This is a genomic window from Pseudomonas fluorescens Q2-87, assembly GCF_000281895.1.
GTDB lineage: Bacteria > Pseudomonadota > Gammaproteobacteria > Pseudomonadales > Pseudomonadaceae > Aquipseudomonas > Aquipseudomonas fluorescens_S.
This window is the reverse complement of sequence record NZ_CM001558.1, coordinates 4214544-4239117: the sequence shown is the minus strand read 5'-3', so window position 1 is coordinate 4239117 and position 24574 is coordinate 4214544. Positions and strand designations below refer to the sequence as shown.

The following is a 24574-nucleotide window of genomic DNA, read 5'->3' as shown; positions in this document are numbered from 1 at the left end:
GTCGCTTCGCGGACAATCGCACCTTTGCCCGGTTGGCGTGCGGGTCCAGCGCGGTGCCGCAACCCGTCCGGCAGTTATCAGGAGACGAAATGACAGAGGAGCGCGACGAGCGTCTGCTCGCCGAGGTGCACGACGAGTTCGGCATGATCCGAGTCTTCGAAGTGGCCGATTACCGGTTTCTCGAGTTCGGCGATGCCATCGAGCAAAGCTGCGTGTTCACGGCGGATCCGAGCTGGCTCGAATACGATTACACCCGCGCCATGCTCATCGGTGCGTTGTGTCATGAACAGCCTGAGAGTGCCTTGTTCCTTGGCTTGGGCGCGGGGACGCTGACTCAGGCCTGCCTGAAGTTCCTGCCGCTGGAAGATGTCGAAGCCATCGAGCTGCGTCCAGACGTGCCGCGCCTGGCCATTGAATACCTGGGGCTGGATGACGACCCGAGGCTGTATATCCGCGTCGGCGATGCGCTGGAACTGCTCGAAACCGCCGAATCCGCGGATTTGATCTTCGTTGACCTATATACCGATGTCGGCCCGGGCGTCGGGCACCTGGCCTGGGGCTTCCTGGAAAACTGTCAGAAACGCCTAAATCCAGGCGGCTGGCTGGTGATCAACCAATGGGCCACCGATGATGGCAAACCGTTGGGGGCCGCGTTGCTGCGTGGCTTGTACCACCGGCACTATTGGGAACTGCCGGTGAAGGAGGGCAACGTGATCCTGATCGTGCCGGCGGATCTGGATCAGATGCTTGATCTGCAAGGGCTGGTCGCCAGGGCCGAGGCGTTGGCGCCACGACTGGGCTATTCGTTGCAGTCATTGATCAAGGCCATTCGCCCGGCGACTTGATCAGGGAAGCCAAGAAACCTGATGACCACAGGGGAAGCCGCCGCAAGGTGAACCGTTTTAGCCAACTGTCCCAAGGCCCAGGACAACGAGCCCCATAACGAGGTCTGGCGATAAAAAAAGCTCCCTTTTTGGGCGAATTCCGGTATAGTGCGCGCCGGCCTTTAGCCGGGCCGCGTCAAGGTAGCGCAATTCCCCGAAGTCAGCTTCGGTTGCATGTCCGCACAACGGATGCTTCCAGGACGTTCTTTTTTCATTCATTCGTTTTCGCAAATCCCCGCCGACAAAGCAGCCAGGGCGACTCTTGAGTCTCAACACGGCATGCGCAGCTTTGGAGCATGGGTCTTTGCGGATGCACTTAGAGGCAGACCCATGACCCAGGAAACCGGCGGCTTCGCCGCTTTTAATCTCAATCCGAATATTCTTGCCGCTGTCGCTGCGACCGGCTACGAAGAACCTTCGGCTATTCAGCAGCAATCGATCCCGATCATCATGGCCGGCCACGACATGATTGGCCAGGCGCAAACCGGTACGGGTAAAACCGCTGCGTTCGCCCTGCCGATCCTGCATTGCATCGATCCTGCCAAGCGCGAGCCGCAAGCCCTGATCCTGGCGCCAACCCGAGAGTTGGCGCTGCAAGTAGCAACCGCTTTTGAAACCTACGCCAAGCAAATGCCGGGCGTTACCGTTGTGGCCGTCTACGGCGGTGCCCCGATGGGCCCACAACTGAAAGCCATCCGTAACGGCGCACAGATTGTTGTCGCCACTCCGGGTCGCCTGTGTGACCACCTGCGTCGCGACGAGAAAGTCCTGGCTACCGTGAACCACCTGGTTCTCGACGAAGCCGACGAAATGCTCAAGCTGGGTTTCATGGATGACCTGGAAGTCATCTTCAAGGCCCTGCCAGCGACCCGTCAGACCGTATTGTTCTCGGCGACCCTGCCGCAATCGATCCGCGCCATTGCCGAACGCCACCTGCGCGATCCGCAACACGTGAAGATCCAGACCAAGACCCAGACCGTCACCGCGATCGAGCAGGCTCACCTGCTGGTTCACGCCGACCAGAAGACCTCGGCCGTGCTGAGCCTGCTGGAAGTCGAGGATTTCGACGCGCTGATCATGTTCGTGCGCACCAAGCAAGCGACCCTGGACCTGGCCAGCGCCCTGGAAGCCAAAGGCTACAAAGCCGCTGCGCTGAACGGTGACATTGCCCAGAACCAGCGTGAGCGCGTGATCGACTCCCTCAAGGATGGCCGTCTGGACATCGTGGTGGCGACCGACGTCGCGGCCCGTGGCCTGGACGTTCCGCGCATCACCCACGTGTTCAACGTGGACATGCCGTACGATCCGGAATCCTACGTTCACCGTATCGGCCGTACTGGCCGTGCCGGTCGCGAAGGTCGCGCACTGCTGCTGGTCACCCCGCGTGAGCGTCGCATGCTGCAAGTGATCGAGCGCGTGACGGGCCAGAAGGTGGCTGAAGTTCGCCTGCCGGACGCCCAGGCTGTCCTCGATGCTCGCATCAAGAAACTGACCAACAGCCTGTCGCCGCTGGTGGCTGATGCCGAGTCGACCCACGGTGATCTGCTCGATCGCCTGACCGCCGACATCGGTTGCACCCCGCGTGCCCTGGCTGCCGCGCTGCTGCGCAAGGCCACCAATGGCCAGGCGCTGACCCTGGTTGCGATCGAGAAGGAACGTCCACTGGTGCCGAACAACGCACCGCGTGGCGATCGTCCCGAGCGTACCGGTGACCGTCCCGACCGTGGCGACCGTGAGCGTCGTGCGCCGGTCCCGCTGGCTGAAGGTCGTGCTCGCTGCCGTACCGCTCTGGGTGCCCGTGACGGCATCGCTGCCAAAAACCTGCTGGGTGCCATCCTCAACGAAGGCGGCCTGGCGCGTGAAGCGATCGGTCGCATTCAGGTGCGTGACAGCTTCAGCCTGGTAGAGCTGCCGGAAGATGGTCTGGAGAAGTTGCTGACCAAGCTGAAGGACACTCGCGTGGCTGGCAAGCAGCTCAAGCTGCGTCGCTATCGCGAAGATTGATCGGCTTGCGGGCTGATTGATCGAACAAAAAAATCCCCGACTGGTTCGGGGATTTTTTTGCCTGTTGTTTGGTGTTCCGTCAGGTGAGCGGTGTTGTCCCATTCGCGAGCAAGCCCGCTCCCACACGGGACCACGGTGCCCACAAGTGCTGCGTTCACCGCAATCCCCCTGTGGGAGCGGGTTTGCTCGCGAATGGAGCGACTCGGTCTATCTCTCAGGCAAACCGATAAATGTCCATCCCCAACGTGCCCATTGTGAACCCTTGGTGAGCAACGCTGAATTCCCCACCCGCGCCCCGGGCAAAATACAGCGGCAACAGGTGCTCGTCGCTGGGGTGGCTGCGCACGGCATTAGGCGCCAGGCGACGATAGTCATGCAGCGCGGCTTCGTCGTTGGCCGCCAGCTTTTCTACGATCCAGTCGCGAAAGGATTTCGCCCAGGGCTCGATGCTTTCAGGGCCGGCGTTCCAGTCCAGGTCGCGCAGGTTGTGGGTGATGCTGCCGGAACCGATCAGCAGGATGTCTTCCTGGCGCAGGCTGGCAAGGGCTTGGCCGACCTGGGTCTGCAATGCAGGCCCCTGGCGGCTGGGCAGCGAGACTTGTACCACAGGGACGTCGGCTTCGGGATACATCAACGACAATGGCACCCAGACGCCATGGTCGAAGGGGCGTTGCGCATCGAGGCGTGCAGGCAACTGCGCAGCAGTGAGCAGGTCAGCGACCCGCGTTGCCAGGTCCGGATTACCCGGCGCGGGGTACTGCACCTCGTGCAAGGCTTGTGGAAAACCGCCGAAGTCATGCCATGTACGCGGCTGGGGGTTGGCGCTGACCAACAGTTCATCGCTTTCCCAGTGAGCGGACACAATGACAATGGCCTTGGGCTTGGGCAATTGCCCGGCCAGGCGGGCCAGCGCCGGACCACTGTCACCCGGTTCCAGGGCAAGCATGGGTGAACCATGGGAGATAAACAGGCTGGGCAGCATGGACGGACTCCTGAGCGTTAAGATGTTGTCATCTTCCGCCAGGTCAATCATCTAAATCTAATATAAGTTTTAGCCCGTTTTGATCGAATTATCAGGAGCAAAACATGGAATCCGAGTTTTGGCACAAGCGTTGGTCATCGAATCAGATCGGTTTCCATTTGCCGGACGTGAACCCCTATCTTCAGCGCTTCTGGCCGCAACTGAGGTTGGCCCAAGGCACGCGGGTGCTGGTGCCGTTGTGTGGCAAAAGCCTGGATCTGTTGTGGCTTGCTCAGCAGGGATATCCGGTGCTGGGCGTGGAGTTGTCGGAAAAGGCTGTCACTGATTTCTTTATTGAGCATCAGCTTGAACCGAGCGTGAGCGAGGAGGGCGCATTCAAAGTTTTTCGTGCCGCTGAAATCGAAATTCGCTGCGGTGATTTTTTTGCCCTGGATCAGGAGGACCTGGCTGGTTGCACAGCGTTGTACGACCGCGCGGCGCTGATCGCCTTGCCGGTGCCGATGCGGGAACGCTATGCGGCCCATTTGCAGAAGATCATGCCGCAATGCATGGGGCTATTGATTACCTTGGATTACGATCAGGCACAAATGCCCGGACCACCATTCTCCGTAGCGGATGACGAAGTGCGGCGGTTGCTGGGTGATGTCTGGCAACTAAAGGTCTTGCAGGAGCAGGATGTGCTGGGTGAAAGCTGGAAGTTCTTGCAGGCTGGAGTGACGCGGCTGGATGAACGGGTGTATCGGATCTCCAAGGGTTGAAGTGCTGCCCCATGCTGGCCTCATGAGACCCGGATAAAAAAGCCCGCATCGCTGCGGGCTTTTTTTATAAGGCTTGGATCAGCCGCGACGTCGCAATGCGTCAATGCGCTCTTCCAGCGGCGGGTGGCTCATGAACATGCGTGCCAGGCCCTGCTTGATGCCACCGTTGATACCAAAGGCATTCAAGGTGTCGGGCATATGGACTGGCAAACCTTGCTCGGCCCGCAGGCGTTGCAGGGCGCCGATCATGGCGCTGGTGCCTGCGAGGCGTGCACCGGCATCGTCGGCGCGGAATTCGCGTTTGCGCGAGAACCACATGACGATGGCGCTGGCGAGGATGCCCAGTACCAGTTCGGCGAAAATGGTCGCCACGTAATAGGCGATACCCTGGCCTTCTTCGTTCTTGAAGATCACCTTGTCGACGAAGTTGCCGATGATCCGCGCAAAGAACATCACGAAGGTGTTCACCACGCCCTGGATCAGCGCCAGGGTCACCATGTCGCCGTTGGCGACGTGGCCGATCTCGTGGGCCAGCACAGCCTTGACTTCATCCGGCGAGAACCGCTCGAGCAAGCCCTGGCTGACGGCGACCAGCGCGTCGTTCTTGTTCCAGCCGGTGGCGAAGGCGTTGGCCTCGTAGGCCGGGAAAATCCCGACCTCCGGCATCTTGATACCGGCTTCGCGGGACAGCTGCTCGACGGTTTGCAGCAGCCATTGTTCATGGCGAGTGCGCGGCTGGCTGATGATCTGGGTGCCGGTGCTCATCTTCGCCATCCACTTGGAGATGAACAGCGAGAACAGGGAACCGGCGAAACCGAACACCGCACAGAAGATCAGCAGCTGATTGAGGTTGAGATCAACCCCATTGGCCGCCATGAACCCGTTGAAGCCGAAGAGGCTCAGGGTGATGCTGGCAATCAGCACGACCGCCAGGTTAGTGGCCAAGAACAGCAGGATGCGCATCATGGTTGTGGAAATCTCCTCATGCTAAAGATGTAGCGTTATGCGGGGTATATAAGGTGCTGCCGCAGGCTATTCAACTCAGCGACTATTTCAAACTGTGTCCTACAGGCGTCCCAAATGATTGAAAGACTTTTCTGAAAGTGCATGTGGAAAAAGGAATTTGGTGCCCCTGTCCCATGAACGTTGAGCCTGGATGCTCATCGTCCGCTCAGGCCCAAGTGTAGAAGGCCTGTCGGAGCTGGCCGGAACGGATATGTTGCTGAATCAGACAGCGTGCGAGGCGAGGACTCCTCGCACGCTGTCTGGCTTATTGGCGGTAGGACTTGAGGAAATTGCCGATACGGCCGATCGCCTGGTCCAGGTCATCGACCCGCGGCAGGGTCACGACGCGGAAGTGATCCGGCCATGGCCAGTTGAACGCGGTGCCCTGGACCACCAGCAGCTTTTCGGACAGCAGCAGGTCGAGCACGAACTTTTCATCGTTGTGGATCGGGCAGACCTTCGGGTCGATCCGTGGGAAGGCATACAGCGCGCCCATCGGCTTGACGCAGCTGACGCCTGGAATGTCGTTGAGCAGTTCCCAGGTACGATTGCGCTGCTCCAGCAGCCGTCCCTGGGGCAGGACCAGGTCGTTGATGCTCTGGTAACCGCCCAGCGCCGTCTGGATCGCATGCTGGCTCGGCACGTTGGCACACAGGCGCATGTTGGCCAGCATGTCGATGCCTTCAATGTAGCTCTGGGCGTGGTGCTTGGGCCCGGAGATGGCGATCCAGCCGGAACGGAAACCGGCGACCCGATAGGACTTGGACAAGCCGTTGAAGGTCAGGCACAGCAGGTCCGGCGCCAAGGAGGCGGTGCAGATGTGCACCGCGTCGTCGTAGAGGATCTTGTCGTAGATCTCGTCGGAAAACACCACCAGGTTGTGCTGGCGGGCCAGTTCCAGCATGCCCAGCAGCACTTCCCTGGAGTACACGGCGCCGGTAGGGTTGTTCGGGTTGATGATCACCAATGCCTTGGTATTGGGCGTGATCTTGGCCTTGATATCCGCCAGGTCAGGGAACCAATTGGCCTGCTCGTCGCACAGGTAATGCACCGGGTTGCCGCCGGACAGGCTGACGGCGGCGGTCCAGAGCGGGTAGTCTGGCGCCGGCACCAGCACTTCGTCGCCATTGTTGAGCAACGCTTGCATCGACATTACGATCAGCTCGGATACACCGTTGCCCAGGTAGATGTCCTCGATGCCGATGCCTTCGACTTGCTTCTGCTGGTAGTACTGCATGACAGCCTTGCGGGCGCTGAACAGGCCCTTGGAGTCGCTGTAGCCCTGTGCGGTCGGCAGGTTGCGGATGACGTCCTGGAGGATTTCGTCGGGCGCTTCGAAACCAAAGGGCGCCGGGTTGCCGATGTTCAGCTTGAGGATGCGATGGCCTTCCTCTTCCAGGCGTTTGGCGTGCTTGAGCACCGGGCCGCGAATGTCGTAGCAGACGTTGGCGAGCTTGTTCGATTTGCTGACCTGCATGGCGATGTGTTCCCGAAAATGAACGATCCAGGCGGCGTATGAACTACCGTACTGGGGATCCTGCGTCTGTGCCCAGGCCCGACGCGGTACATGCGTGACAATCCGTTTGAATGCGCATGACGTGACTGCCAGACTGGCGCCTGACGAGGCGCAATCATACGTGCCGCCCGATCTGCTTAAAAGCGTCGGATCGGGCTTTTTCAATTGCCGAGGTAGGACGATGGAAAAGTTGGAAAAAACCCTTGAAGAATGGCGCGCCATGCTTGATCCGGAACAGTACAACGTCTGCCGGCTCAAGGGCACCGAGCGGCCGTTTTCCGGCAAATATAACGACACCAAGACCGACGGTGTATACCACTGCATCTGCTGCAACGAGCCGCTGTTCGACTCGCAGACCAAATTTGACTCCGGCTGTGGCTGGCCGAGTTTCTATGCACCGATCGAAGGCAGTGCGGTGGTGGAAGTGCGGGACGTCAGTCACGGCATGATCCGCACCGAAGTGGTCTGCGCCAAGTGCGACGCCCACTTGGGCCATGTCTTCCCTGACGGCCCGCCGCCAACGGGTTTGCGCTACTGCATCAACTCGGTGTGCCTGGATCTGGTGCCTCGCGACTGAGCTTTGTGGCGAGGGGATTTATCCCCGCAGGTTGCGCAGCAACCTCTAAGGGTTGAATACGATCAGCCTGGGACACCGAAGCTATAGTTTTCTGGGGCTGCTGCGCAGCCCATCGGGGATAAATCCCCTCGCCACGGTTTTGTGCTCGGCGGCAGCTCATCGGTGACAAACTGACGGTTTGGCTAATTAAATTGCACGCAATTGAATCGCTCGCTATCTTCACCGCCTGTCCAACCCATTCGGAGCCTTGCCATGAGCGAAAACCTGCTGGATATCCCGTGCACCACCATCAAGGGTGAGCAAAAGACCCTCGCCGATTTCGCCGGCAAGGCGGTGCTGGTCGTCAACACCGCCAGCCAGTGCGGCTTTACCCCGCAATACAAGGGGCTTGAGGCGTTATGGCAGACCTACAAGGACCAGGGGTTGGTGGTGCTGGGCTTTCCATGCAACCAGTTCGGCAAGCAGGAACCGGGCAACGAGGGGGCGATCACTGAGTTCTGCGAGCTGAACTTCGGCGTGAGTTTCCCGCTGTTCAAGAAAATCGAGGTCAACGGTGCCAACGCCCATCCGCTGTTCGTCCAGCTCAAGCAACGAGCACCTGGCGTGCTAGGGTCCAAGGGCATCAAGTGGAACTTCACCAAATTCCTGATTGGCAAGGACGGTCAGGTGGTCAAGCGTTTTGCCCCGACCACCAAGCCCCAGGACCTGACCGGTGAGATCGAAGCGCTGCTCAAATGAATGATCTGTCGGCCGATTCGTTGAAGCTCGACAGCCAGTTGTGCTTCAAACTGTATGCCGCTTCGCGCGCAGTGATCCGTGGCTACAAGCCGATGCTTGATCAGCTTGGCCTGACCTATCCGCAATACCTGGCGATGCTGGTGCTGTGGGAATGGCAGGAGACCGCCCCGCAACAGCCGACGGTCAAGGCCCTGGGCGAGCGGTTGCTGTTGGACTCCGGCACGCTGACGCCGCTGCTCAAGCGCCTTGAACAACTGGACCTTGTCCAGCGCCAGCGTTCGCCGCGGGACGAGCGGGAAGTGCACTTGAGCCTGTCGGACGCAGGGCGAGCCTTGCGTGAGCAAGTGGGCCCGCTCAAGGCACGCCTGCTGTGCGACAGCGGCGTCGACCTGGACCGTCTGGGAGCATTGCGCGACGGTCTGGATCATCTGCTGGGGCAGATCAAAGCGCTGACGTAGTCGGCACCCACTGGTCCAGGACCGCCGCCAGTTCTTCACGGCGGAACGGCTTGGACAAGTAGTCGTTCATGCCGGCTGCGCGGCAGCGTTCCCGTTCCTCAGGCATGGCGTTGGCCGTCAGCGCAACAATCGGCAGATCCGACCAGCGTCCGCTGCGACGGATCTGACGGCTGGCTTCGTAGCCGTCCATTACCGGCATGTTGCAGTCCATCAGCACCAGGTCGAATGCTCGCCGTTCAAGCTGATCCAGGGCTTCAGCGCCGTGGGCCGCGACGGTGACTTCGCACCCAAGCTTCACCAGCATGCCCTTGGCGACCAGTTGGTTGACCGGATTGTCTTCCACCAGCAATACCTGGCCGCGCCTGGAGGGTGCCAGGCTTTCGATCCGTGCGTCGTTGATGGTGGTCGCCTCGCTTTGCATGGCGCGCCGCAGAATCTGATACAGCGCTTGGCGTGCCAGCGGTCGGGCCTGTTGTATCAGCGGTGCGAGGGCTGCGGCTTCTTCGCCGGGCATGAAGCTGCCATAGGCGGTCACCAGCAGGATCGGCGCATCAATGGTCGGTCGCAGATTGAACAGGCATTCCGGGCAGTCGGTGATCACGATGTCAGGCTTGAGTCCCAGCAACCCATCGTCGATGGAGCGCTGCACATAATCCAGGCCCCATCCCGGCAACAGCATGCCCAGCAGCTCGGCCAGCCCGCTGCTGCTGGCGGTGATCGCGACGACATTGCCGTGCAGCCGATCGACGGGTGCTGCCGGGGTATGGCAGGGCAGCGGCAGTTCAGCGCAGAACTGACTGCCGAAACCGGCCTCGGAACTGATCGTCAAGCGACCCTGCATGGCTTCGCAGAGGTTGTAGGTCAACGCCAGGCCCAGCCCGGTGCCTCCGAACTGGCGGGTAATGCCGGCGCCGGCCTGGGTGAACGGTTGCAGAATCCGCGCCTGGGCCTCCAGGGGGATGCCGATGCCCGTGTCGCAGACCTCGATTCGCACGCCACCTTCATAGGCACTCACTTTCACGTCGACCCGGCCGAAGCGGGTGAATTTCAATGCGTTGGATAACAGGTTGCTGACGATCTGCCGTACCCGGGTCGGGTCGCCGAGGACTTGCGCGGGGAATTGCGGATCGATCAGGCAGGCCAGTTCGACACTGGGTGCGGCGTTCTGGGAAAGCAGGTTGGCGGTATCTTCGACCAGGGAGCCGAGGTCGAAGGGGATGCGTTCGAGCTCCAGTTGGCCGGCGTCGAATTTCGACAGGTCGAGGATGTCGTTGAGCAATTCGACCAGGACCTTGCCCGAGTCATGGGCAATCGACAGCTGTTGCTGTTGTTCTGCCGTCAGCGGGCCATCCAGGGAGAGGGCGATCATCCCCAGCAAGCCATTGAGCGGCGTGCGGATCTCATGGCTCATGTTGGCCAGGAAGGCCGAGCGGGCTTCGGCCATGTCCAGGGCCGTGCGCCGCGCTACTTCCAGCTCCTCGTTGGACTGGCTGAGGCGGGCATTGATCGCCTTGAGTTCGGCGGTGCGCGCCGAGACGATATTTTCCAGTTGCGCCAGGTATTCGGTGAGGCGATTTTCAGCCGTGCGCCGTTGCTGGATTTCGGTGGAAATATTTTCGAACTGCTGGTTGGCGACCGACACCAATACGCCGATTTCATCCCGCTGGTGGCCGGCGGGGCATTCCAGGCGATTCTGTTCGGTGCTGCTGGGGTCGCGGCTGCTCAGCTCGCGAATGACCCGGACCAGGGGCTTGGTCAGCATCACGTAGAACAGCGCCAGCAGCAGGCCGGTCAGGATCAGGCTGCGGGCGAACCCGTTGAGCAGCGTGATCTCGGCCCGGCGCAGGAAACGGGTGCCGAACGCGTAGGTATCGACGTCCAGGCGCAGTATGCCCAGGGATTCGCCAGGCAAATGGTCCAGGTAGAGTCGGTCTTCGAACTGACGCTGGGCGCCGAACAGGGAATCGCTGATGAAACGGTAGTTGCTCTGCAATTCGGGCCGCTTGACGCTGGCCAGCACGGTATTGTTGTTGTCGATCAGCTCGGCGCCGATGATCGCCGGAGAGCGCAACAGGCCCATGGACAATTCCTGGGCCAGTTCGGCATCGATGTTATAGGCGATGCGCGAGGCCGGGTTGTGGCTGATTTCCAGCAACGACAGGATTTCCCGGTTGATCGAAGCGTCTTCGCTGGCATAATCGATGCCGATCTGCATCAGGCTCAGCAACGTGCCCAGCACGAAGCCCACCAGGACGGTCAGGCGTGCTTGCTTGTACGACAGCCGCTGGGTGAATCTGATGTCCATGGAATGATGAACCACTTACGTTTCCCTTCGCCGGTCAAGCATAGCTGATCGTCTCTGAATACCGGGATAACCGGTGTGTATTGTGTGGGGTAGACCCACGATTGGATATGGCGTTTCGTTGTGTGAACGCCATCATTACTGTGAACCTGCCCGAGGAGAAGTCGTGGACTCCCGATTGAATGCTTTTCTTGAGCGCGCCGATGCCGTGCTGGCCCGGATCGAGCCTTTGCTGCCGGCGCCCCGGCTTGACATCGATTGGACCCAGACCCTGGCCGCCCGCTGGCAGCGTGACGGGCGCAGCGGCTACCTGTTGCCCTTGCAGGTCAGCCTCGACATGCGCTTGTCGGACCTGATCGGCGTGGATCGCCAGGTCGAGCAGCTGGGCCGCAATACCCGTCAGTTCCTCGACGGCATGCCGGCCAACCATGCGCTGCTCTGGGGCTCGCGTGGCACCGGCAAGTCGTCCCTGGTGCGTGCCCTGTTGGCTGAGCATGCCCAGCATGGCCTGCGCCTGATCGAGATCGAGCGCGATCACCTCGCCGACCTGCCGCGGGTGGTCGAGCAGATTGCGAAACTGCCCCAGCGTTTCGTGGTGTTCTGCGATGACTTGTCGTTCGAGTCCGGAGACGGCGACTACCGCGTGCTTAAAAGTGTGTTGGACGGTTCCCTCGAACAGGCCCCGGACAACGTGCTGTTGTATGCCACTTCCAACCGCCGTCACCTGGTGCCGGAAAAGGAAAGCGACAACGAGAACTGGAAGCGGGTCGACGGCGAACTCCACCCCAGCGAAGCCGTGGAGGACAAGATCGCCTTGTCCGATCGGTTCGGCCTGTGGCTGTCGTTCTACCCGTTTACCCAGGAGCATTTCCTCAACGTGGTGGAACACTGGATCGGCGAGTTGGCGGCCAAGGCGGGGCTGGCCTGGCAGCGCGACGAAGCGCTGGATGTGCAGGCAGTGCGCTGGGCCACGGGGCGTGGCAACCGCAACGGACGTTGCGCTTATCAGTTTGCCCGCTATTGGGTCGGCCTGAAATTGCTGGAGCACAAAGCATGATCGATTTGAAAGGCACCGGCACTGGCCTCGACGGCTACGGTTTGTTATCGGCACAGTTGGAGTCCTTGCTGGCGGACGAGCGTGACTTCATCGCCAACGCGGCGCAGTTCTCGGCCTTCCTGTTCAGCCAGCTGGATGACCTGAACTGGGCTGGTTTCTACCTCAATCGCAATGATGAGCTGATCCTGGGGCCGTTCCAGGGCCAGATCGCCTGCGTGCGGATTGCGTTCGGCCGTGGCGTGTGCGGCACGGCGGCAGCGACCCGCCAGACCCAGCGTGTCGAGGATGTCCATGCCTTCGCCGGACACATCGCCTGCGACAGTGCCTCGAACAGCGAGCTGGTGGTGCCGCTGGTCAAGGACGGACGACTGATCGGCGTCCTCGACCTGGACAGCCCGAAGCTGGCGCGCTTCAGCGAACATGACCAGGCCGGTATTGAAACGTTGGCCGCGATATTCCTGCGCCTGACCGAATGCTGATCATGCCTTCAACCCCGCTTTGACCAGCAGGCTGTCCGGGTCGACTTCGTCGATCTGCCGCGGGTCGAGAAACTGCTCGGCGTAGCCCAGGTAGATTTTTTCGCCGATGAACAGCCCGAACAACTCTGGGTCGATGTGGGCGTCACGGCACATGGTGGCCATGATGCCCAGGGCCTCGCTGAGTTTCTTGGCTTTCTTGTACGGGCGGTCGGCCGCTGTCAGTGCTTCGAAAATGTCGGCAATGGCCATCATCCGGGCGGGCAAGCTCATCTGCTCGCGTTTGAGCCGCTTGGGATAGCCGCTGCCGTCCATTTTTTCGTGATGGCCGCCGGCGATTTCCGCCACATTGCCCAAGTGGGTCGGAAAGGGCAGTTGGCTAAGCATCAGGATCGTCTGCACCATGTGATGATTGGTGACGTAGCGCTCCTCACGCGTCAGCGTGCCCCGCGTGATACTCAGGTTGTAGAGCTCGCCGCGGTTGTATTTCCACTGCGGTACGTCGAGCTGGAAGCCCCACGGATTGTCCGCCGGGATCAGTTCGGCCGGGTGCCGCTCGAACAGGTGCTCAGGCTTGTCCGCCAACAATGGCTCGGTTACCGGTAAGGGGGGCTTGGGGGTACGTGCCTGGCGCCGGTTCTCTTCCCAGGAAACCCCCAGGCGATCATCGAGGGTACGGGTCCACGAGCGTCGGGCGATGCTTTGCAGGCGTTGCAGATCGGCGTCGGCCATGGCTTCGGAGCCCAGGTTGCAACGGGCGACAAAGGCGAAATCATCATCGAGAGCGGTCAATGTCGCGTCGCGTTGCTGCGCCAGCGAGGACAACTCGCCACCCGTTGCCACGGCCTGCCAATAATCGACCCAGGCGTCGCGCTTGAGCACTTCGAAGCGTGTACGAATTTCGTGGATCCTGTCGTTCAGGGTCTCGAGCTTGGTGGCTTTGTCCACGACGTATTCCGGGGTGGTGACCTTGCCGCAATCATGCAGCCAGGCGGCGATGTGCAGGGCCTCCCATTCATCCTCCGTCGGTCGGTAGGCGTCGAATGCCGGCGCCTGGCTGGCGGCGGCAGCTTGGGCAAGCATCAATGTCAGGACCGGCACCCTCTGGCAATGGCCCCCTGTGTAGGGGCTCTTGGCATCGATTGCGCCGGCCAGCAACTGGATGAATGCATCCAACAACTGTTTTTGCCTGGCTTGCAGGCGCTGGCTTTCGATGCTGACGGTGGCGGCGCCGGATACGGCCTGCAGGAAGGCGATGCGGTCCGGCTGTAACTTTTCAAGGTCGGCTTCGGTGCCGCTGTCGCTGATCAGCAAGACCAATGCGCCAATGGTTTCCTGGTGGCGATTGCGTAGGCGAATACCGATCAGGTGAACCCGAGGAGAGTCCAGCGCCTGCAGGACGCCTTGGAGATCGGCCGCCTGTTCGAAGCCCAGGGATGTCACCACGTTGTCTGAAACGGCCAATTGCTTGAGCCATTGCGGGGTGTCTTGCGCCTGTAGCTCATGGTCTTGCAGTTTGAAGACCGCCAGATCCCGAGGGGTCCCATTGATGATCAAGCCACATGGCTTGACCCGATTATCGTCGTTCTCGCGCAGGTAGATCAGCCCGGCCTGGGCCTGGCCGATTTTCACGGTCTCGAACAGCACCCGTTCCAGCAACGGGGCGAAGCGGGTTTCTGCGCGCAGGCTGGCAGTGATTTCAAAGAAGCTGGCCAGGGTTTCTTTCATGCGGGCCATCGACACGCTCAACTGATCGACCTCCAGCACGGGCGAGCGGCGGGACACCGGATAATTGAAATCGAAGCTGCGAATGGCGTCGGCTTCCTGCACCAGTTCGCGTAACGGCTTGACCAGGATTCTCGACGTCAGCCAGCCGAGGGGCAGGCATAGCAGCAACGTGGCGAGGGTGATGAGTGCACCTTGCCAGCGCAGGCGATAGGCATCGTCCAGCAACTCGTCTTCAGGCACCAGCAACGCCAATTCCAGGCCCTGCGGCCCACCTTCCTGCATGTGGCTGCGTGAAACGATCCAGTGACGCCCGGCCGCCTCCAGGCGTGAAGTGTCAAGGCTTTCGTCCAGGGCGGCGTCGATGGCCGGGCTGAGGTCGCGGGCCTTGATCAGGCGCGACGACCGGGCATCGGTGACCAGCCGGCCGCTGTCGGGATAACCCACGGCGTTGCCTTCGGGGTCGAGCAAGACGATTTCGGTACCTGCAGTCACCTTGTGCTTGGCCAGGGTCTGGGACAGGGCCGCCAGGGTCAGGTCGGCCCCGATGACCGCCTGCCCGCCACTGCGCCGGGCGAGGGTGGTGCCGATGTTGCGGGTAGAGAAGAACACGTAGGGCTCGGTCGTGATCTGGCCGGCGCTGTCCAGGGCGCTGCGAAACCAGCCGCGGCTGCGGGGATCGTAGCTTTCGTCGGCGATGTCGGCGCGTCCTACGAGCGCGAGGTTCTCGTCATAGAACAGCGACTGGGAGTGTAGCGGGCCTCCGTCGTTTGCTCGCTCCACGGTCCAGACCTGATAAGCCGCTTGGTCCGGAGCCTTCAGGGCGGCTTTCAAGTCGGCGGTGCGCAACGGCCGGACCATCAGGAAGTTGCCATTGCTGTCGCCCAGGTACAACGACGCCAGGTTCGGGTTGTCCCGCAGCGCCTGGCTGAATGGTCCTAGCAGGGCCAGGCGTTGTTCCATCCGCGACTCGCGCGTCGCCGGGTATTCAGCCAGCAGGTCCAGCAGGTGGCGAATCGGCTCGTAGGTGTCATACAAGTCCAGGCGCACCTCCTGTTCAATGCGATTGAACAGTTTTTCACTGCTGGACAGGATGATTTGCGTCGTTTGTTGATAATTGAAAATGCCCAGCACCACTCCAGTCAGCAACAGGAGCAGGGTAAACATCACGCTGATATGCACATGCAGGGGAAACCGGCGCGGTTGCGGTCGCGGTGCGTTGGGCATTGCAGTCTCTCCATGGGTCAGGGGCGTTCTCGACGGGCTTTTCGCGCGCAGGGGAAACCGTTTGAGAACACCCCAGGTACGCACTGCTAAGGGGATAGCATAGTAAACGCTGGGTCATTGCGCCTTGGCGATGTCTCTTTGCAAGGCTCGTTGCAAAGCTCGCTCCAGCTCGGCCATGGCTTGGTCGAGGGCTTCGATGTGACTGATAAGGCCAGGCGCATGTGCTTGCTGGCAGACCTGTTCGAGTGCCTCGCACCGTTGGATCAAGGTGTTCGCCTGCACGATCCGGGCGACGCCTTTTATCTTATGCGCTGTTTCGGTCAGGGCCTGCCGGTTCCCGTCGCGGGCGACATCAAGCAACTCCTGGCGGTCCGAGCGGCTGCTGTTGAGCAATTCGGCCAGCAGGCGCCGGGCGGATGACGGGTCGCCGCCGGTCAGCGCTTGCAGGCTTTGCACGCTGAAGACACTGGGGCGGGACACCGTTTTGACCGTCTTGATCCATTGGCTCAGCGCGCTCAAGCTGATCGGTTTGAACAGGCAGTCGTCCATCCCCGCATCCTGGCAGCGTTGCTTTTCCTCGGGCTGTGCATTGGCGGTGAAACCCAGCACGGTGCAGGGCGGCCGTTGTTGTTCGGATTCACTGCGACGGATCGATCTGGCCAGCTCATAACCGCTCATGATCGGCATGTTGCAATCGGCGATGACCAGGTCGAAGTCCCCTGCATGCCAGACCTCGAGCCCGTGCGCGCCATCATGGGCAACCTGGTAGCGATGCCCGAGGTATTCCAGTTGCTGCGACATCAGCAGGCGGTTGGCGGGGTGATCATCCACGACCAGTACGTTGAGGACGTCTACCGCCGTTTCGAGCACCGGCTCGACCGGCACGCACGCGGGTGCCGGCGGCAACGCGCTCAATTGCAGGCTGACGTGGGCCTGGGTCCCGACGCCGGGTTGGCTGTTCATGCACAGACTGCCGCCCATCATCTGGCACAGGTTGCGACTGATCACCAGCCCAAGCCCTGCGCCTTTGCGAGCCATCCGCCCGGTGTTGTCGACCTGAGCAAACGGCTCGAACAGGCGCCGCAGGTCAGCCGGGCTGATGCCGATACCGCTGTCGCTGACTTCCAGGCGCAGGTGCACGCAGTCGGCCTGGGCGGCCCCGGTCAGCCTCGCCTTGACCAGCACCCGGCCCTGTTCGGTGAATTTCAAAGCGTTGCTGATCAGGTTCGACAGCACCTGCTTGAATCGCAAGGGGTCGATCAGCACGTCCGGGCAATCCTGGGCCGCGTCGAATTGCAGCGCCAGCTCCAGGTTTTTCTGCCGGGCCACACCCTCGAAGACCCGTATGACCGATTGCAGCAGCGCCCTGAGGTTGACCCGCTCGGGCGCCAGGCTCAGATGGCCTGATTCGATACGGGCGATGTCCAGGATGTCGCCTATCAGCTCGAGCATGCCGGAGGCCGATTCGTATGCGACTTCTATGGCCGGACGGTCCACCAGGCCCTTGTCGGCCTGCTTCAGGGCCAGTTCGAGCATGCCAATCACTGCGTTCATTGGGGTGCGGATCTCGTGGCTCATGGTTGCCAGGAATGTGCTTTTGGCCCGATTCGCGTCATCGGCACGCTTCTTCGACGCTCGCAGTTCCTCGAACAGTTGCCGTCGCTCGCTGATGTCGATCCACCCGCCGATGATGCCTTGCACCTGTGCGGCAGCGTTGCGGTAGGGGAGGATCCAGTGGTAGATCGTCAGTTTCCGGTCCCCGATGTGCAGGGGGCGATCCATGATCAGCGCGGTGCCTTCGGCCATCACGCGCTGGTAGTCCGCCTGGTACTCCTGCGCCTCGAAGGCATTGCTCATGGAACCGGGCATCACGCTCCTGCCGATGACGTCTTCACGGTTTGCGTCGAATGCTTCCAGGTAACTGTCGTTGCAGCTTTGCAGGACGCCGTCGCGATCTCTCACATAAATGGGATAAGGCGTGCCATTGAGCAGCGAATGCATGAATTCGAGCTGGTCGTTGAGCGCCAGCTCTGCCCGTTGGCGTTGCCTGATCTGTCGCTGCATATAGGCATTCCAGGCCAGGGAAAGCGCCAGTAACAGACCGACACCCGCGACAATCTGGAAAAACAGACGATTATAAGTGCGCCAAGTGTGTTCGAAGGGCGAGACGTACCCGCGCCAGCGGTTGTTGATCACACCCAGCTCATCGGGATCGATGCTGGTCAGGGCCTTGTCGAGAATGGCGCTCAACTCCGACGCGTGTTTGGCGGTGGCCAGGGCGAACATGGCCTGTTGGGTGCCGACCGTGCTGCTGATTTGCAACGTATCCCGCAGCGCCGGGGAGGACAGGAAATAATTGGCCATGACCAGCGAGTTCACTGCGCCGTCGACCTGACCCTGGGCGAGCATTTCCACGGCACGCAACGGGCCGTCCGTCTCGATTATCCTGATGCCCGGATGCTGGCGGCGTAGCCATTCGATGACGGGATTGCCCTGGGCGATCGCCAGGCTTGCGTTTGCGAACTGCTCGATCGTGGCGGGTGTATCGGATTGCTTTCGGGTCAGCAGTACAAATGAACTGTCGACGTAGGGGCGGCTGAATTTCAACTGCATTTGCCGTTCATTGCTGGGCAAAAGCGCCGCGATCATGTCGGCCTGGCCATTGAGGACCGAGGCAATCATATCGCTGTCATTCTGGCGGCGCTGGATGTCCAGGCGCAGGCCGGTACGCAGTCGGATCAGCTCCAGCAAGTCGGCGCTGATCCCGCGCAAATCGCCGTCCTGGTCGAAGAAAGTGAAGGGGGCGGACGTTTCGTTCACCACTACCCGAACCACAGGGTGCGCTGCCAGCCAGCGTTGCTCCCGGTCGGTCAGTTGGATTTTCGGGGCGTCGAGGTAGAGGTCGCTGCCGGCGCTCCAGCGCTTGGAGATGGCTGCCTGCTCGGCGACGGAAACCTGCTCCAGCGTGGCGTTGATGATCTCCAGCAAACCGGGATCGTTGCGTCGCACCGCGAAACCGAACCCGTGGGTTTCATGCTTGCCGAAGCTCGCCATGCGGATATTGCCCAGGTAGCCCTTGCTGATCATGTAGTGGGTAGAAAGGGTATCGCCGAGGAATACATCGGCCTGGCCGAAGGCGACGGCGTTCATGGCGTTCTGGTTGGAAGGGTAGGTGGTGATCTGCGCCTCGGGGTACAGCTTTTCAATGTCGCGCAGCGGCAGGTAGTGATAGACCATGCTCAAGCGCAAGCCCTTGAGATCCTCCGTCAAGGATCGGCTTTCATTCGTTCGGGTGACAAGGACCGGCTGGTCCACTGCGTACGGCGCCGATAGGGCGATGCCGGAATGACCGGCTTCAAACCCGTTGGCGGTGCCCAGCATGTCGATTTGTCCGTTCTGGAGCGCAGCGATGGCCGCCTCACGGGAATCGAAGCGCAGGACCCTCATGGGCAGGCGGGTCGCCTGGGCGATGATGTGGGCATAATCGGCGGTCAGCCCCTCGTAGTCGCGTCCGCTGGTGGACAGGTCGAACGGCGGGTAATCCGGTGCGGAGGTGCCCAGGACCAGTTCGTGGCGATCCTTGAGCCAGGCGCGTTGAACCTCATTCAGTTGGACGCCGAGATGAGCCGCAGGCGAACGACCGAGCAATGTGTACGGTTGCGGCGCACTCGATGCCGCCGCGAGGACTGCGGCATACAACCCCGCACCCAGCATTAGCAGACATTGAATTATGCACTTGAGCATGCTGTTTCTCACACCAGCGCGTTGCGCTTCGCCATTTCAATCAGATCCACCAATGACTTCACCTTGAGTTTTTGCATCAGCCGTTTCTTATAGGTACTGACGGTCTTGTTACTCAGGAACATGCCCTTGGCTATTTCCTTGTTAGTGCGCCCTTGGGCAAATAATTGCAGCACCATCAATTCCCGGTCATTGACGCTTTTGAACAGGTCCAACTCCAGGCTGCGAGGGTCATCCTGGCGCACCGGGTTCAATGCCTGGCTGGGAAAATAGTTATAGCCGGACAGCACGGCCTTGATTGCGCTGACCAGTTCACTGAGGTCTTCCTGTTTGCAAACGTAACCAGAAGCACCGGACTGCATGCATCGGATACCGAAGAGCGTGGGCGACTGCGCAGTCAGCACCAGCGTCTTGAGCGGCATGGTCATGGCGTTGAAGCGCGAGAGAATTTCCAGCCCGTCGAGTTTGGGGATGCTGATGTCAAGAATGACCAGGTCCGGCATGCATTCGCGCACCATTTGCATCGCGTCGACGCCGTTATCAGTTTCCCCGACGACCTTATAGCCTTCATGCTCCAGCAGCATGCGGACGGCGAGGCGGATGACCGGATGATCGTCGACAATGAAAACGGAGTTCATGAATAAATATCCTGCGAGCTTAATAAAGGGCGCACCTTAGCCCAGTTACAGCCGAGGCCGTACGAAGAGACAGGTGCGCAACTTCAATTTCAGAAGTTTCCTACAAGAAAAGAGGCAAGATATTACGAAGTTATCGGTTTTTTAGTAGGTGGATGACAATTAAAAGAAGGAATGTTGGAACTATGTGAAAGGATATTTCCTTGAGCGCGTTGTTTATTCAAACAGACGGGAGAAGGCTTTATTCAATGTTTGCCCGCAGGCGCAGATTTTTTATCCACCCAATCCCTGGCCCGATGGCTGCGAGAACCACCGCCATCACCACTCCCCTGTGGCAGTGAGCTTGCTCGCGATAGCGGCGGGCCAGTTGATCTGGATATAGAAGTGCCATGCTCATCGCGTACAAGCTCGCTTGCGCGGCCATATCTTTATTGGCGCGTACGGCCCGTCATCTCCTGGGCCATTTCGCTGGCGTAGCTGTCCGTCATCCCGGCGATGAAATCGATCATTCGCAGGAAGGCACCATGCAGCGGGCCATTGGGGTCGGGCGCGTTGTTGCCCAAGAGGTCGAGGATGCGGCGATTCTTGAAGGACGGCGTACGGCCGCCATGCTGTTCGAGCGCGGCTCCGCAAAATCCGTTGAGGAGGATTTCCAGCGTCGTGTATGCGCCGATTTCGTGCAGGGTCTTGCGCTTGTCCTGGAAAATCTTCTTGCGGGCCATGTCCTTGGCGTTCAATACGCAGCGCTTGGCCGGGCCATGCATGTGTTCCACCAGGTCACCTGGCAGCGTGCCGGCCAGCAATGCTTCCTGCTGTTCGACGAACGCCCGGGCAGCGGCATTGGTGAGGTGTTCGATGGCCTTGCCCCGCAGTATCGCCAGTTTGCGCCGCCGTGAGTCCAGCGGCCCCAGTTGACGGTAGGTGTCCGGGAGATCGTCGCCCACCAGGTCCAGGAGCAGCGACTCGACCTGCGAGTATTCGAGCAATTCCATCTCTACGCCGTCTTCCAGGTCGATCAGCGCATAGCAGATGTCGTCGGCGGCCTCCATCAGGTACACCAACGGATGGCGTGCCCAGCGTTGGTCCTCGATCTGCGGGAGGCCAAGCTTATGGGCGATCTGCTCCAGCAGCGGCAGTTCACTCTGGTAGCAACCGAACTTGTGCTTCTTGTAGCCCAGGGAGTCAGCGTGACGGGCAGTCCAAGGGTACTTCAGGTAGGTGCCGAGGGTGGCGTAAGTCAGCCGTGTTCCGCCGTCGAATTGATGGTATTCAAGCTGTGTGAGCACTCGGAAGCCTTGGGCGTTGCCTTCGAAGTTCAGGAAGTCGTTGCGCTCGACTTCGCTCATGGCATCGAGCCAACCGCGTCCGGCGGCCTGCTGGAACCAGTAGCGGATGGCGTCTTCCCCGGAATGCCCAAACGGCGGGTTGCCGATGTCGTGGGCCAGGCAGGCCGATTGCACCACCATGCCCAGGTCGCTGGGTTCGCACCAGTCCGGCAGGGCGTTGCGGATAGTCTCCCCGACGCGCATGCCCAGCGACCGCCCGACGCAACTGACTTCCAGGGAATGGGTCAGGCGTGTGTGGATGTGATCGTTGCTGGAAACCGGATGCACCTGCGTCTTGCGTCCGAGGCGGCGGAAGGCGCCGGAGAAAATGATGCGGTCGTGGTCCTTGTGGAAGGGGCTACGGCCCAGCTCTTGCGGGCTGTGCAGCGGTTTTCCGAGGCGTTCGCGAGTCAGCAGGGTGTGCCAATCCAAGGCCGGGTGCTCCGTCTGATAAGGTCGAGTGCCCTAGCTTCCCGGTTAGTGGGTTGCCGTGCAAGGGCTATGGCCCTGCACAAGAACGGGATACGCAAACCTTGTGGCCAGGGAGCAAGGTGCCTGGCCACAGGGTTTCAGGGTTTGCGCAGCGTCTTGGCCAGCTTGATCAATGGCAGCAAGGTCGTTGCCAGGCGGATCAGGCCTGTTACGCCGCCACCACCGCCATGGCGGGTCCGTTTACCGGTGATGAAGCCCAGCAGGGACACCGCCGCCACGCCCCAGAGTGGCGCATGCTTGATGCCGAAACCCTCATGCCAGCTTTGCGTCAGGCCGCGCACCCGTTGCAGGGGATGCAACAACTGGCGCGTTTCCTGGCGAATTTCCTGGCGGTGCATCTCCATGCGCAGGCGTACCAGCGCCTTGCGCATTTCCTGTCGTGTCCGTGCTTGAGGAATATCTGGCAGGCTCATGGCAGCAGGCGCTCCCGGTCATTGGCGAGTTCTTCAAGGGTGGCATGGAAAGGCGAGGACTCGTCGTAGATCGCTGCCTTGAGCCGCAGCCCGCAGAACAGCGCCGCCAACAGATAGAACAGGCACAAACCGATGATGCCCGCCAGGCGATAGGTGTCCCACACCAGGATCAGGACCAGTGCCGAGAGCCCGACCAGCAGCAGCAAACCGAACACCAGCGCAAGGCCGGCGAACAGCAGCAGGCTGACGGTGCGGGCCTTCTGTTCCTGCAGCTCCATGCCGAACAACTCGACATGACTGTGCAGCAAGCCAAGAAACGCCGCGCCCAGGCGTCGCGCTGTAGGTTGCGTGCCCGATTCGGGCGAGCCGGATTCGTCGATGCCCATCATCAGCGCCGTGTCGCCAGCAGACCGATAAGAAAGCCCACGCCAGCGGCAATACCGACGGATTGCCAAGGGTTGGCCTGTACGTACTCCTCTGTGGCGACTACCGCCGCCTGGCCACGCTCGCGCACCGAATCCTCGGTCAGTTTCAGCGTTTCGCGGGCGCGCAGCAGGGTTTCGTGGATCTGGCTGCGCAGCACGTCGGCCTGATCGCCTGCCAGTGTCGCGGTATGGTCCAGCAGCCTTTCCGTGTCGCTGACCAGCGTCTGGAAATCTTCCATCAGGGTTTCTTGAGCAGTCTTTGCCTGGGTTCTGGCCATCGGTGAATCTCCGTAAGTGACGTCTGAAGCGTTCGAGTATGAGCCTTGCCGGAAGGTTCAGTGAAAGTGGCTGGTACAACTTTTGCTCAGGATTCTGCCATGTACTGGTGCGTGAGCGCGTGCCGGTGCGCTGAAGCTGGGCGCAAGCCGGCAAAACCTTAACCCAAATAATCAAAACCCGCGAAGCACCTCGAAGCGGGGCTAGCGTTTTCCCTTTTCGTTGCACCAAAGCGGTTCATGGACCTGCGCCGGGTCAAACGAGCCGTTTCAACTTGGTGCGCCTCAAGGGCGAGCGAACCGGTTTGGTGCTTTTTTCAACTTTTTCAGGTCTGCCAACCTCATGGAAAATATGCAAAGTGCCGTGGACAGTCTCGTCCACAGCTCCAACACGCTGTTCATCCTGCTCGGTGCGGTCATGGTTCTGGCCATGCATGCCGGTTTTGCCTTCCTTGAAGTGGGAACGGTCCGGTTGAAGAACCAAGTCAACGCACTGTCTAAAATTCTCAGCGATTTCGCTGTCTCGACCTTGGCGTATTTCTTTATAGGCTATTGGGTGTCCTATGGCGTGACCTTCCTGCAACCGGCGGCGGCCCTTAGTACCGATCATGGCTATAGCCTAGTGAAGTTTTTCTTCCTGCTGACCTTTGCCGCCGCGATCCCGGCCATCATTTCTGGCGGTATCGCCGAGCGTGCGCGTTTCGCGCCACAGTTGTGCGCCACGGTGCTGATCGTGGCGTTTGTCTATCCCTTCTTCGAAGGCGTGGTGTGGAACGGCAATTTTGGTGTGCAGGCCTGGTTGCAGGCCCGGTTCGGTGCCAGTTTCCATGATTTTGCCGGTTCCGTGGTGGTACACGCCATGGGCGGCTGGCTGGCGCTGGCCGCCGTGCTGTTGCTCGGGCCGCGTAACGGTCGCTACCGGGACGGTCGCCTGGTGGCGTTCGCGCCCTCGAGCATTCCGTTCCTGGCCCTGGGTTCGTGGATCCTGATTGTCGGTTGGTTCGGTTTCAACGTGATGAGTGCCCAGACATTGCCAGGGGTGAGTGGCCTGGTGGCGGTCAATTCCTTGATGGCCATGGTGGGCGGCACCGTGGCGGCGTTGGTTGTCGGGCGCAATGACCCGGGCTTCCTGCACAACGGCCCATTGGCCGGTTTGGTCGCGGTCTGTGCCGGTTCCGACTTGATGCATCCGGTGGGCGCGCTGGCGACCGGTGCGATTGCCGGGGCCTTGTTTGTCTGGTGCTTCACCGCGGCCCAGGGCAAGTGGAAGATCGACGATGTGCTCGGCGTCTGGCCCCTGCATGGCCTGTGTGGCGTCTGGGGCGGGATCGCCTGTGGCATCTTTGGCCAGGATGCGTTGGGTGGCCTGGGTGGGGTCAGCCTGGCCAGCCAGTTGATCGGCACGGCGCTGGGTGTCGTCGTTGCCCTGGCTGGCGGATTCGCGGTCTATGGCGTGATCAAGGCCTTGCTGGGCCTGCGCCTGACCCAGGAAGAGGAGTATTACGGTGCCGACCTGTCGATCCACAAGATCGGCGCGGTCAGCCAGGACTGACCGTCGC

General features: G+C 60.8%; 20 protein-coding genes. 9 read left to right on the top strand and 11 right to left on the bottom strand.

The features are described from left to right. Positions 1–89: 89 nt before the first annotated feature. Together PFLQ2_RS09195 and PFLQ2_RS09200 are read left to right on the top strand one after the other, a co-directional pair. A complete protein-coding gene (locus tag PFLQ2_RS09195; RefSeq protein ID WP_003183744.1) occupies positions 90–845 on the top strand; it encodes a spermidine synthase in 756 nt (251 codons plus the stop codon). Between the two features lie 369 nt (positions 846–1214). Next, on the top strand, positions 1215–2888 hold the full coding sequence (locus PFLQ2_RS09200; protein ID WP_003183742.1) for a DEAD/DEAH box helicase: 1674 nt from the start codon (positions 1215–1217) through the stop codon (positions 2886–2888). Between the two features lie 214 nt (positions 2889–3102). On the opposite strand, the gene PFLQ2_RS09205 is transcribed toward PFLQ2_RS09200, so the two are convergent. Next, positions 3103–3870 (bottom strand): DODA-type extradiol aromatic ring-opening family dioxygenase, encoded by a 768-nt coding sequence (locus PFLQ2_RS09205; RefSeq protein WP_003183737.1) that lies wholly within the window; start codon positions 3868–3870, stop codon positions 3103–3105. 104 nt (positions 3871–3974) lie between these two features. On the opposite strand from PFLQ2_RS09205, the gene PFLQ2_RS09210 reads away from it, so the two are divergent. Beyond that, complete coding sequence (locus PFLQ2_RS09210) at positions 3975–4628, top strand: thiopurine S-methyltransferase (protein WP_003183735.1); 654 nt, start codon at positions 3975–3977, stop codon at positions 4626–4628. A 78-nt stretch (positions 4629–4706) separates the two neighbouring features. On the opposite strand, the gene htpX is transcribed toward PFLQ2_RS09210, so the two are convergent. Further along, positions 4707–5594: a protease HtpX gene (gene htpX, locus PFLQ2_RS09215; RefSeq protein ID WP_003183732.1), complete on the bottom strand. Its 888-nt coding sequence runs from the start codon at positions 5592–5594 to the stop codon at positions 4707–4709. Between the two features lie 304 nt (positions 5595–5898). Further along, positions 5899–7110, bottom strand: a complete 1212-nt coding sequence (locus PFLQ2_RS09220; RefSeq protein WP_003183730.1) for a pyridoxal phosphate-dependent aminotransferase — start codon at positions 7108–7110, stop codon at positions 5899–5901. 220 nt (positions 7111–7330) lie between these two features. Between PFLQ2_RS09220 and msrB the strand changes: the two genes are divergently transcribed. From msrB to PFLQ2_RS09235, 3 genes are all read left to right on the top strand, one after another. Beyond that, complete coding sequence (gene msrB, locus PFLQ2_RS09225) at positions 7331–7726, top strand: peptide-methionine (R)-S-oxide reductase MsrB (protein WP_003183726.1); 396 nt, start codon at positions 7331–7333, stop codon at positions 7724–7726. A 252-nt stretch (positions 7727–7978) separates the two neighbouring features. Next, the gene (locus PFLQ2_RS09230) at positions 7979–8464 is read left to right on the top strand and encodes a glutathione peroxidase (RefSeq protein ID WP_003183724.1); all 486 of its coding nucleotides are present in this window, start codon (positions 7979–7981) and stop codon (positions 8462–8464) included. After that, positions 8461–8922, top strand: coding sequence for a MarR family winged helix-turn-helix transcriptional regulator (locus PFLQ2_RS09235; protein WP_003183721.1), 462 nt, complete (start codon positions 8461–8463; stop codon positions 8920–8922). The genes PFLQ2_RS09230 and PFLQ2_RS09235 overlap by 4 nt, the downstream gene beginning before the upstream one ends. Here PFLQ2_RS09235 and PFLQ2_RS09240 read toward each other — a convergent pair. Beyond that, complete coding sequence (locus PFLQ2_RS09240; protein ID WP_003183719.1) at positions 8906–11227, bottom strand: hybrid sensor histidine kinase/response regulator; 2322 nt, start codon at positions 11225–11227, stop codon at positions 8906–8908. The two genes, PFLQ2_RS09235 and PFLQ2_RS09240, sit on opposite strands and share 17 nt — an antisense overlap. A 163-nt stretch (positions 11228–11390) precedes the next feature. Here PFLQ2_RS09240 and PFLQ2_RS09245 point away from each other — a divergent pair, with 163 nt between their 5' ends. Both PFLQ2_RS09245 and PFLQ2_RS09250 read left to right on the top strand, forming a co-directional pair. Continuing rightward, positions 11391–12281 carry an ATP-binding protein gene (locus tag PFLQ2_RS09245; RefSeq protein WP_003183717.1) on the top strand — a complete coding sequence of 297 codons (891 nt, stop codon included), beginning with the start codon at positions 11391–11393 and terminating at the stop codon, positions 12279–12281. Next, positions 12278–12760, top strand: coding sequence for a GAF domain-containing protein (locus PFLQ2_RS09250; RefSeq protein WP_003183714.1), 483 nt, complete (start codon positions 12278–12280; stop codon positions 12758–12760). Before PFLQ2_RS09245 ends, PFLQ2_RS09250 begins: the two co-directional genes overlap by 4 nt. Here the strand turns inward: PFLQ2_RS09250 and PFLQ2_RS09255 are convergent, their stop codons facing one another. The 7 genes from PFLQ2_RS09255 to PFLQ2_RS09285 form a co-directional block, all read right to left on the bottom strand. Continuing rightward, positions 12761–15709 carry an HD domain-containing phosphohydrolase gene (locus tag PFLQ2_RS09255; RefSeq protein WP_003183712.1) on the bottom strand — a complete coding sequence of 983 codons (2949 nt, stop codon included), beginning with the start codon at positions 15707–15709 and terminating at the stop codon, positions 12761–12763. A gap of 114 nt (positions 15710–15823) precedes the next feature. Next, complete coding sequence (locus PFLQ2_RS09260; protein WP_003183711.1) at positions 15824–19453, bottom strand: transporter substrate-binding domain-containing protein; 3630 nt, start codon at positions 19451–19453, stop codon at positions 15824–15826. Between the two features lie 8 nt (positions 19454–19461). Beyond that, positions 19462–20088 carry a response regulator transcription factor gene (locus PFLQ2_RS09265; RefSeq protein WP_003183709.1) on the bottom strand — a complete coding sequence of 209 codons (627 nt, stop codon included), beginning with the start codon at positions 20086–20088 and terminating at the stop codon, positions 19462–19464. A 425-nt stretch (positions 20089–20513) separates the two neighbouring features. Beyond that, positions 20514–21842: a deoxyguanosinetriphosphate triphosphohydrolase gene (locus PFLQ2_RS09270; RefSeq protein ID WP_003183707.1), complete on the bottom strand. Its 1329-nt coding sequence runs from the start codon at positions 21840–21842 to the stop codon at positions 20514–20516. Between the two features lie 137 nt (positions 21843–21979). Continuing rightward, the gene (locus PFLQ2_RS09275) at positions 21980–22315 is read right to left on the bottom strand and encodes a hypothetical protein (RefSeq protein WP_003183705.1); all 336 of its coding nucleotides are present in this window, start codon (positions 22313–22315) and stop codon (positions 21980–21982) included. Then, positions 22312–22701 carry a phage holin family protein gene (locus PFLQ2_RS09280; RefSeq protein WP_003183703.1) on the bottom strand — a complete coding sequence of 130 codons (390 nt, stop codon included), beginning with the start codon at positions 22699–22701 and terminating at the stop codon, positions 22312–22314. Before PFLQ2_RS09280 ends, PFLQ2_RS09275 begins: the two co-directional genes overlap by 4 nt. Positions 22702–22703: 2 nt before the next feature. Then, the gene (locus PFLQ2_RS09285) at positions 22704–23018 is read right to left on the bottom strand and encodes a DUF883 family protein (RefSeq protein WP_003183700.1); all 315 of its coding nucleotides are present in this window, start codon (positions 23016–23018) and stop codon (positions 22704–22706) included. Positions 23019–23358: 340 nt separating this feature from the next. Here PFLQ2_RS09285 and PFLQ2_RS09290 point away from each other — a divergent pair, with 340 nt between their 5' ends. Beyond that, positions 23359–24567 carry an ammonium transporter gene (locus PFLQ2_RS09290; RefSeq protein ID WP_003183698.1) on the top strand — a complete coding sequence of 403 codons (1209 nt, stop codon included), beginning with the start codon at positions 23359–23361 and terminating at the stop codon, positions 24565–24567. Positions 24568–24574 lie beyond the last annotated feature (7 nt).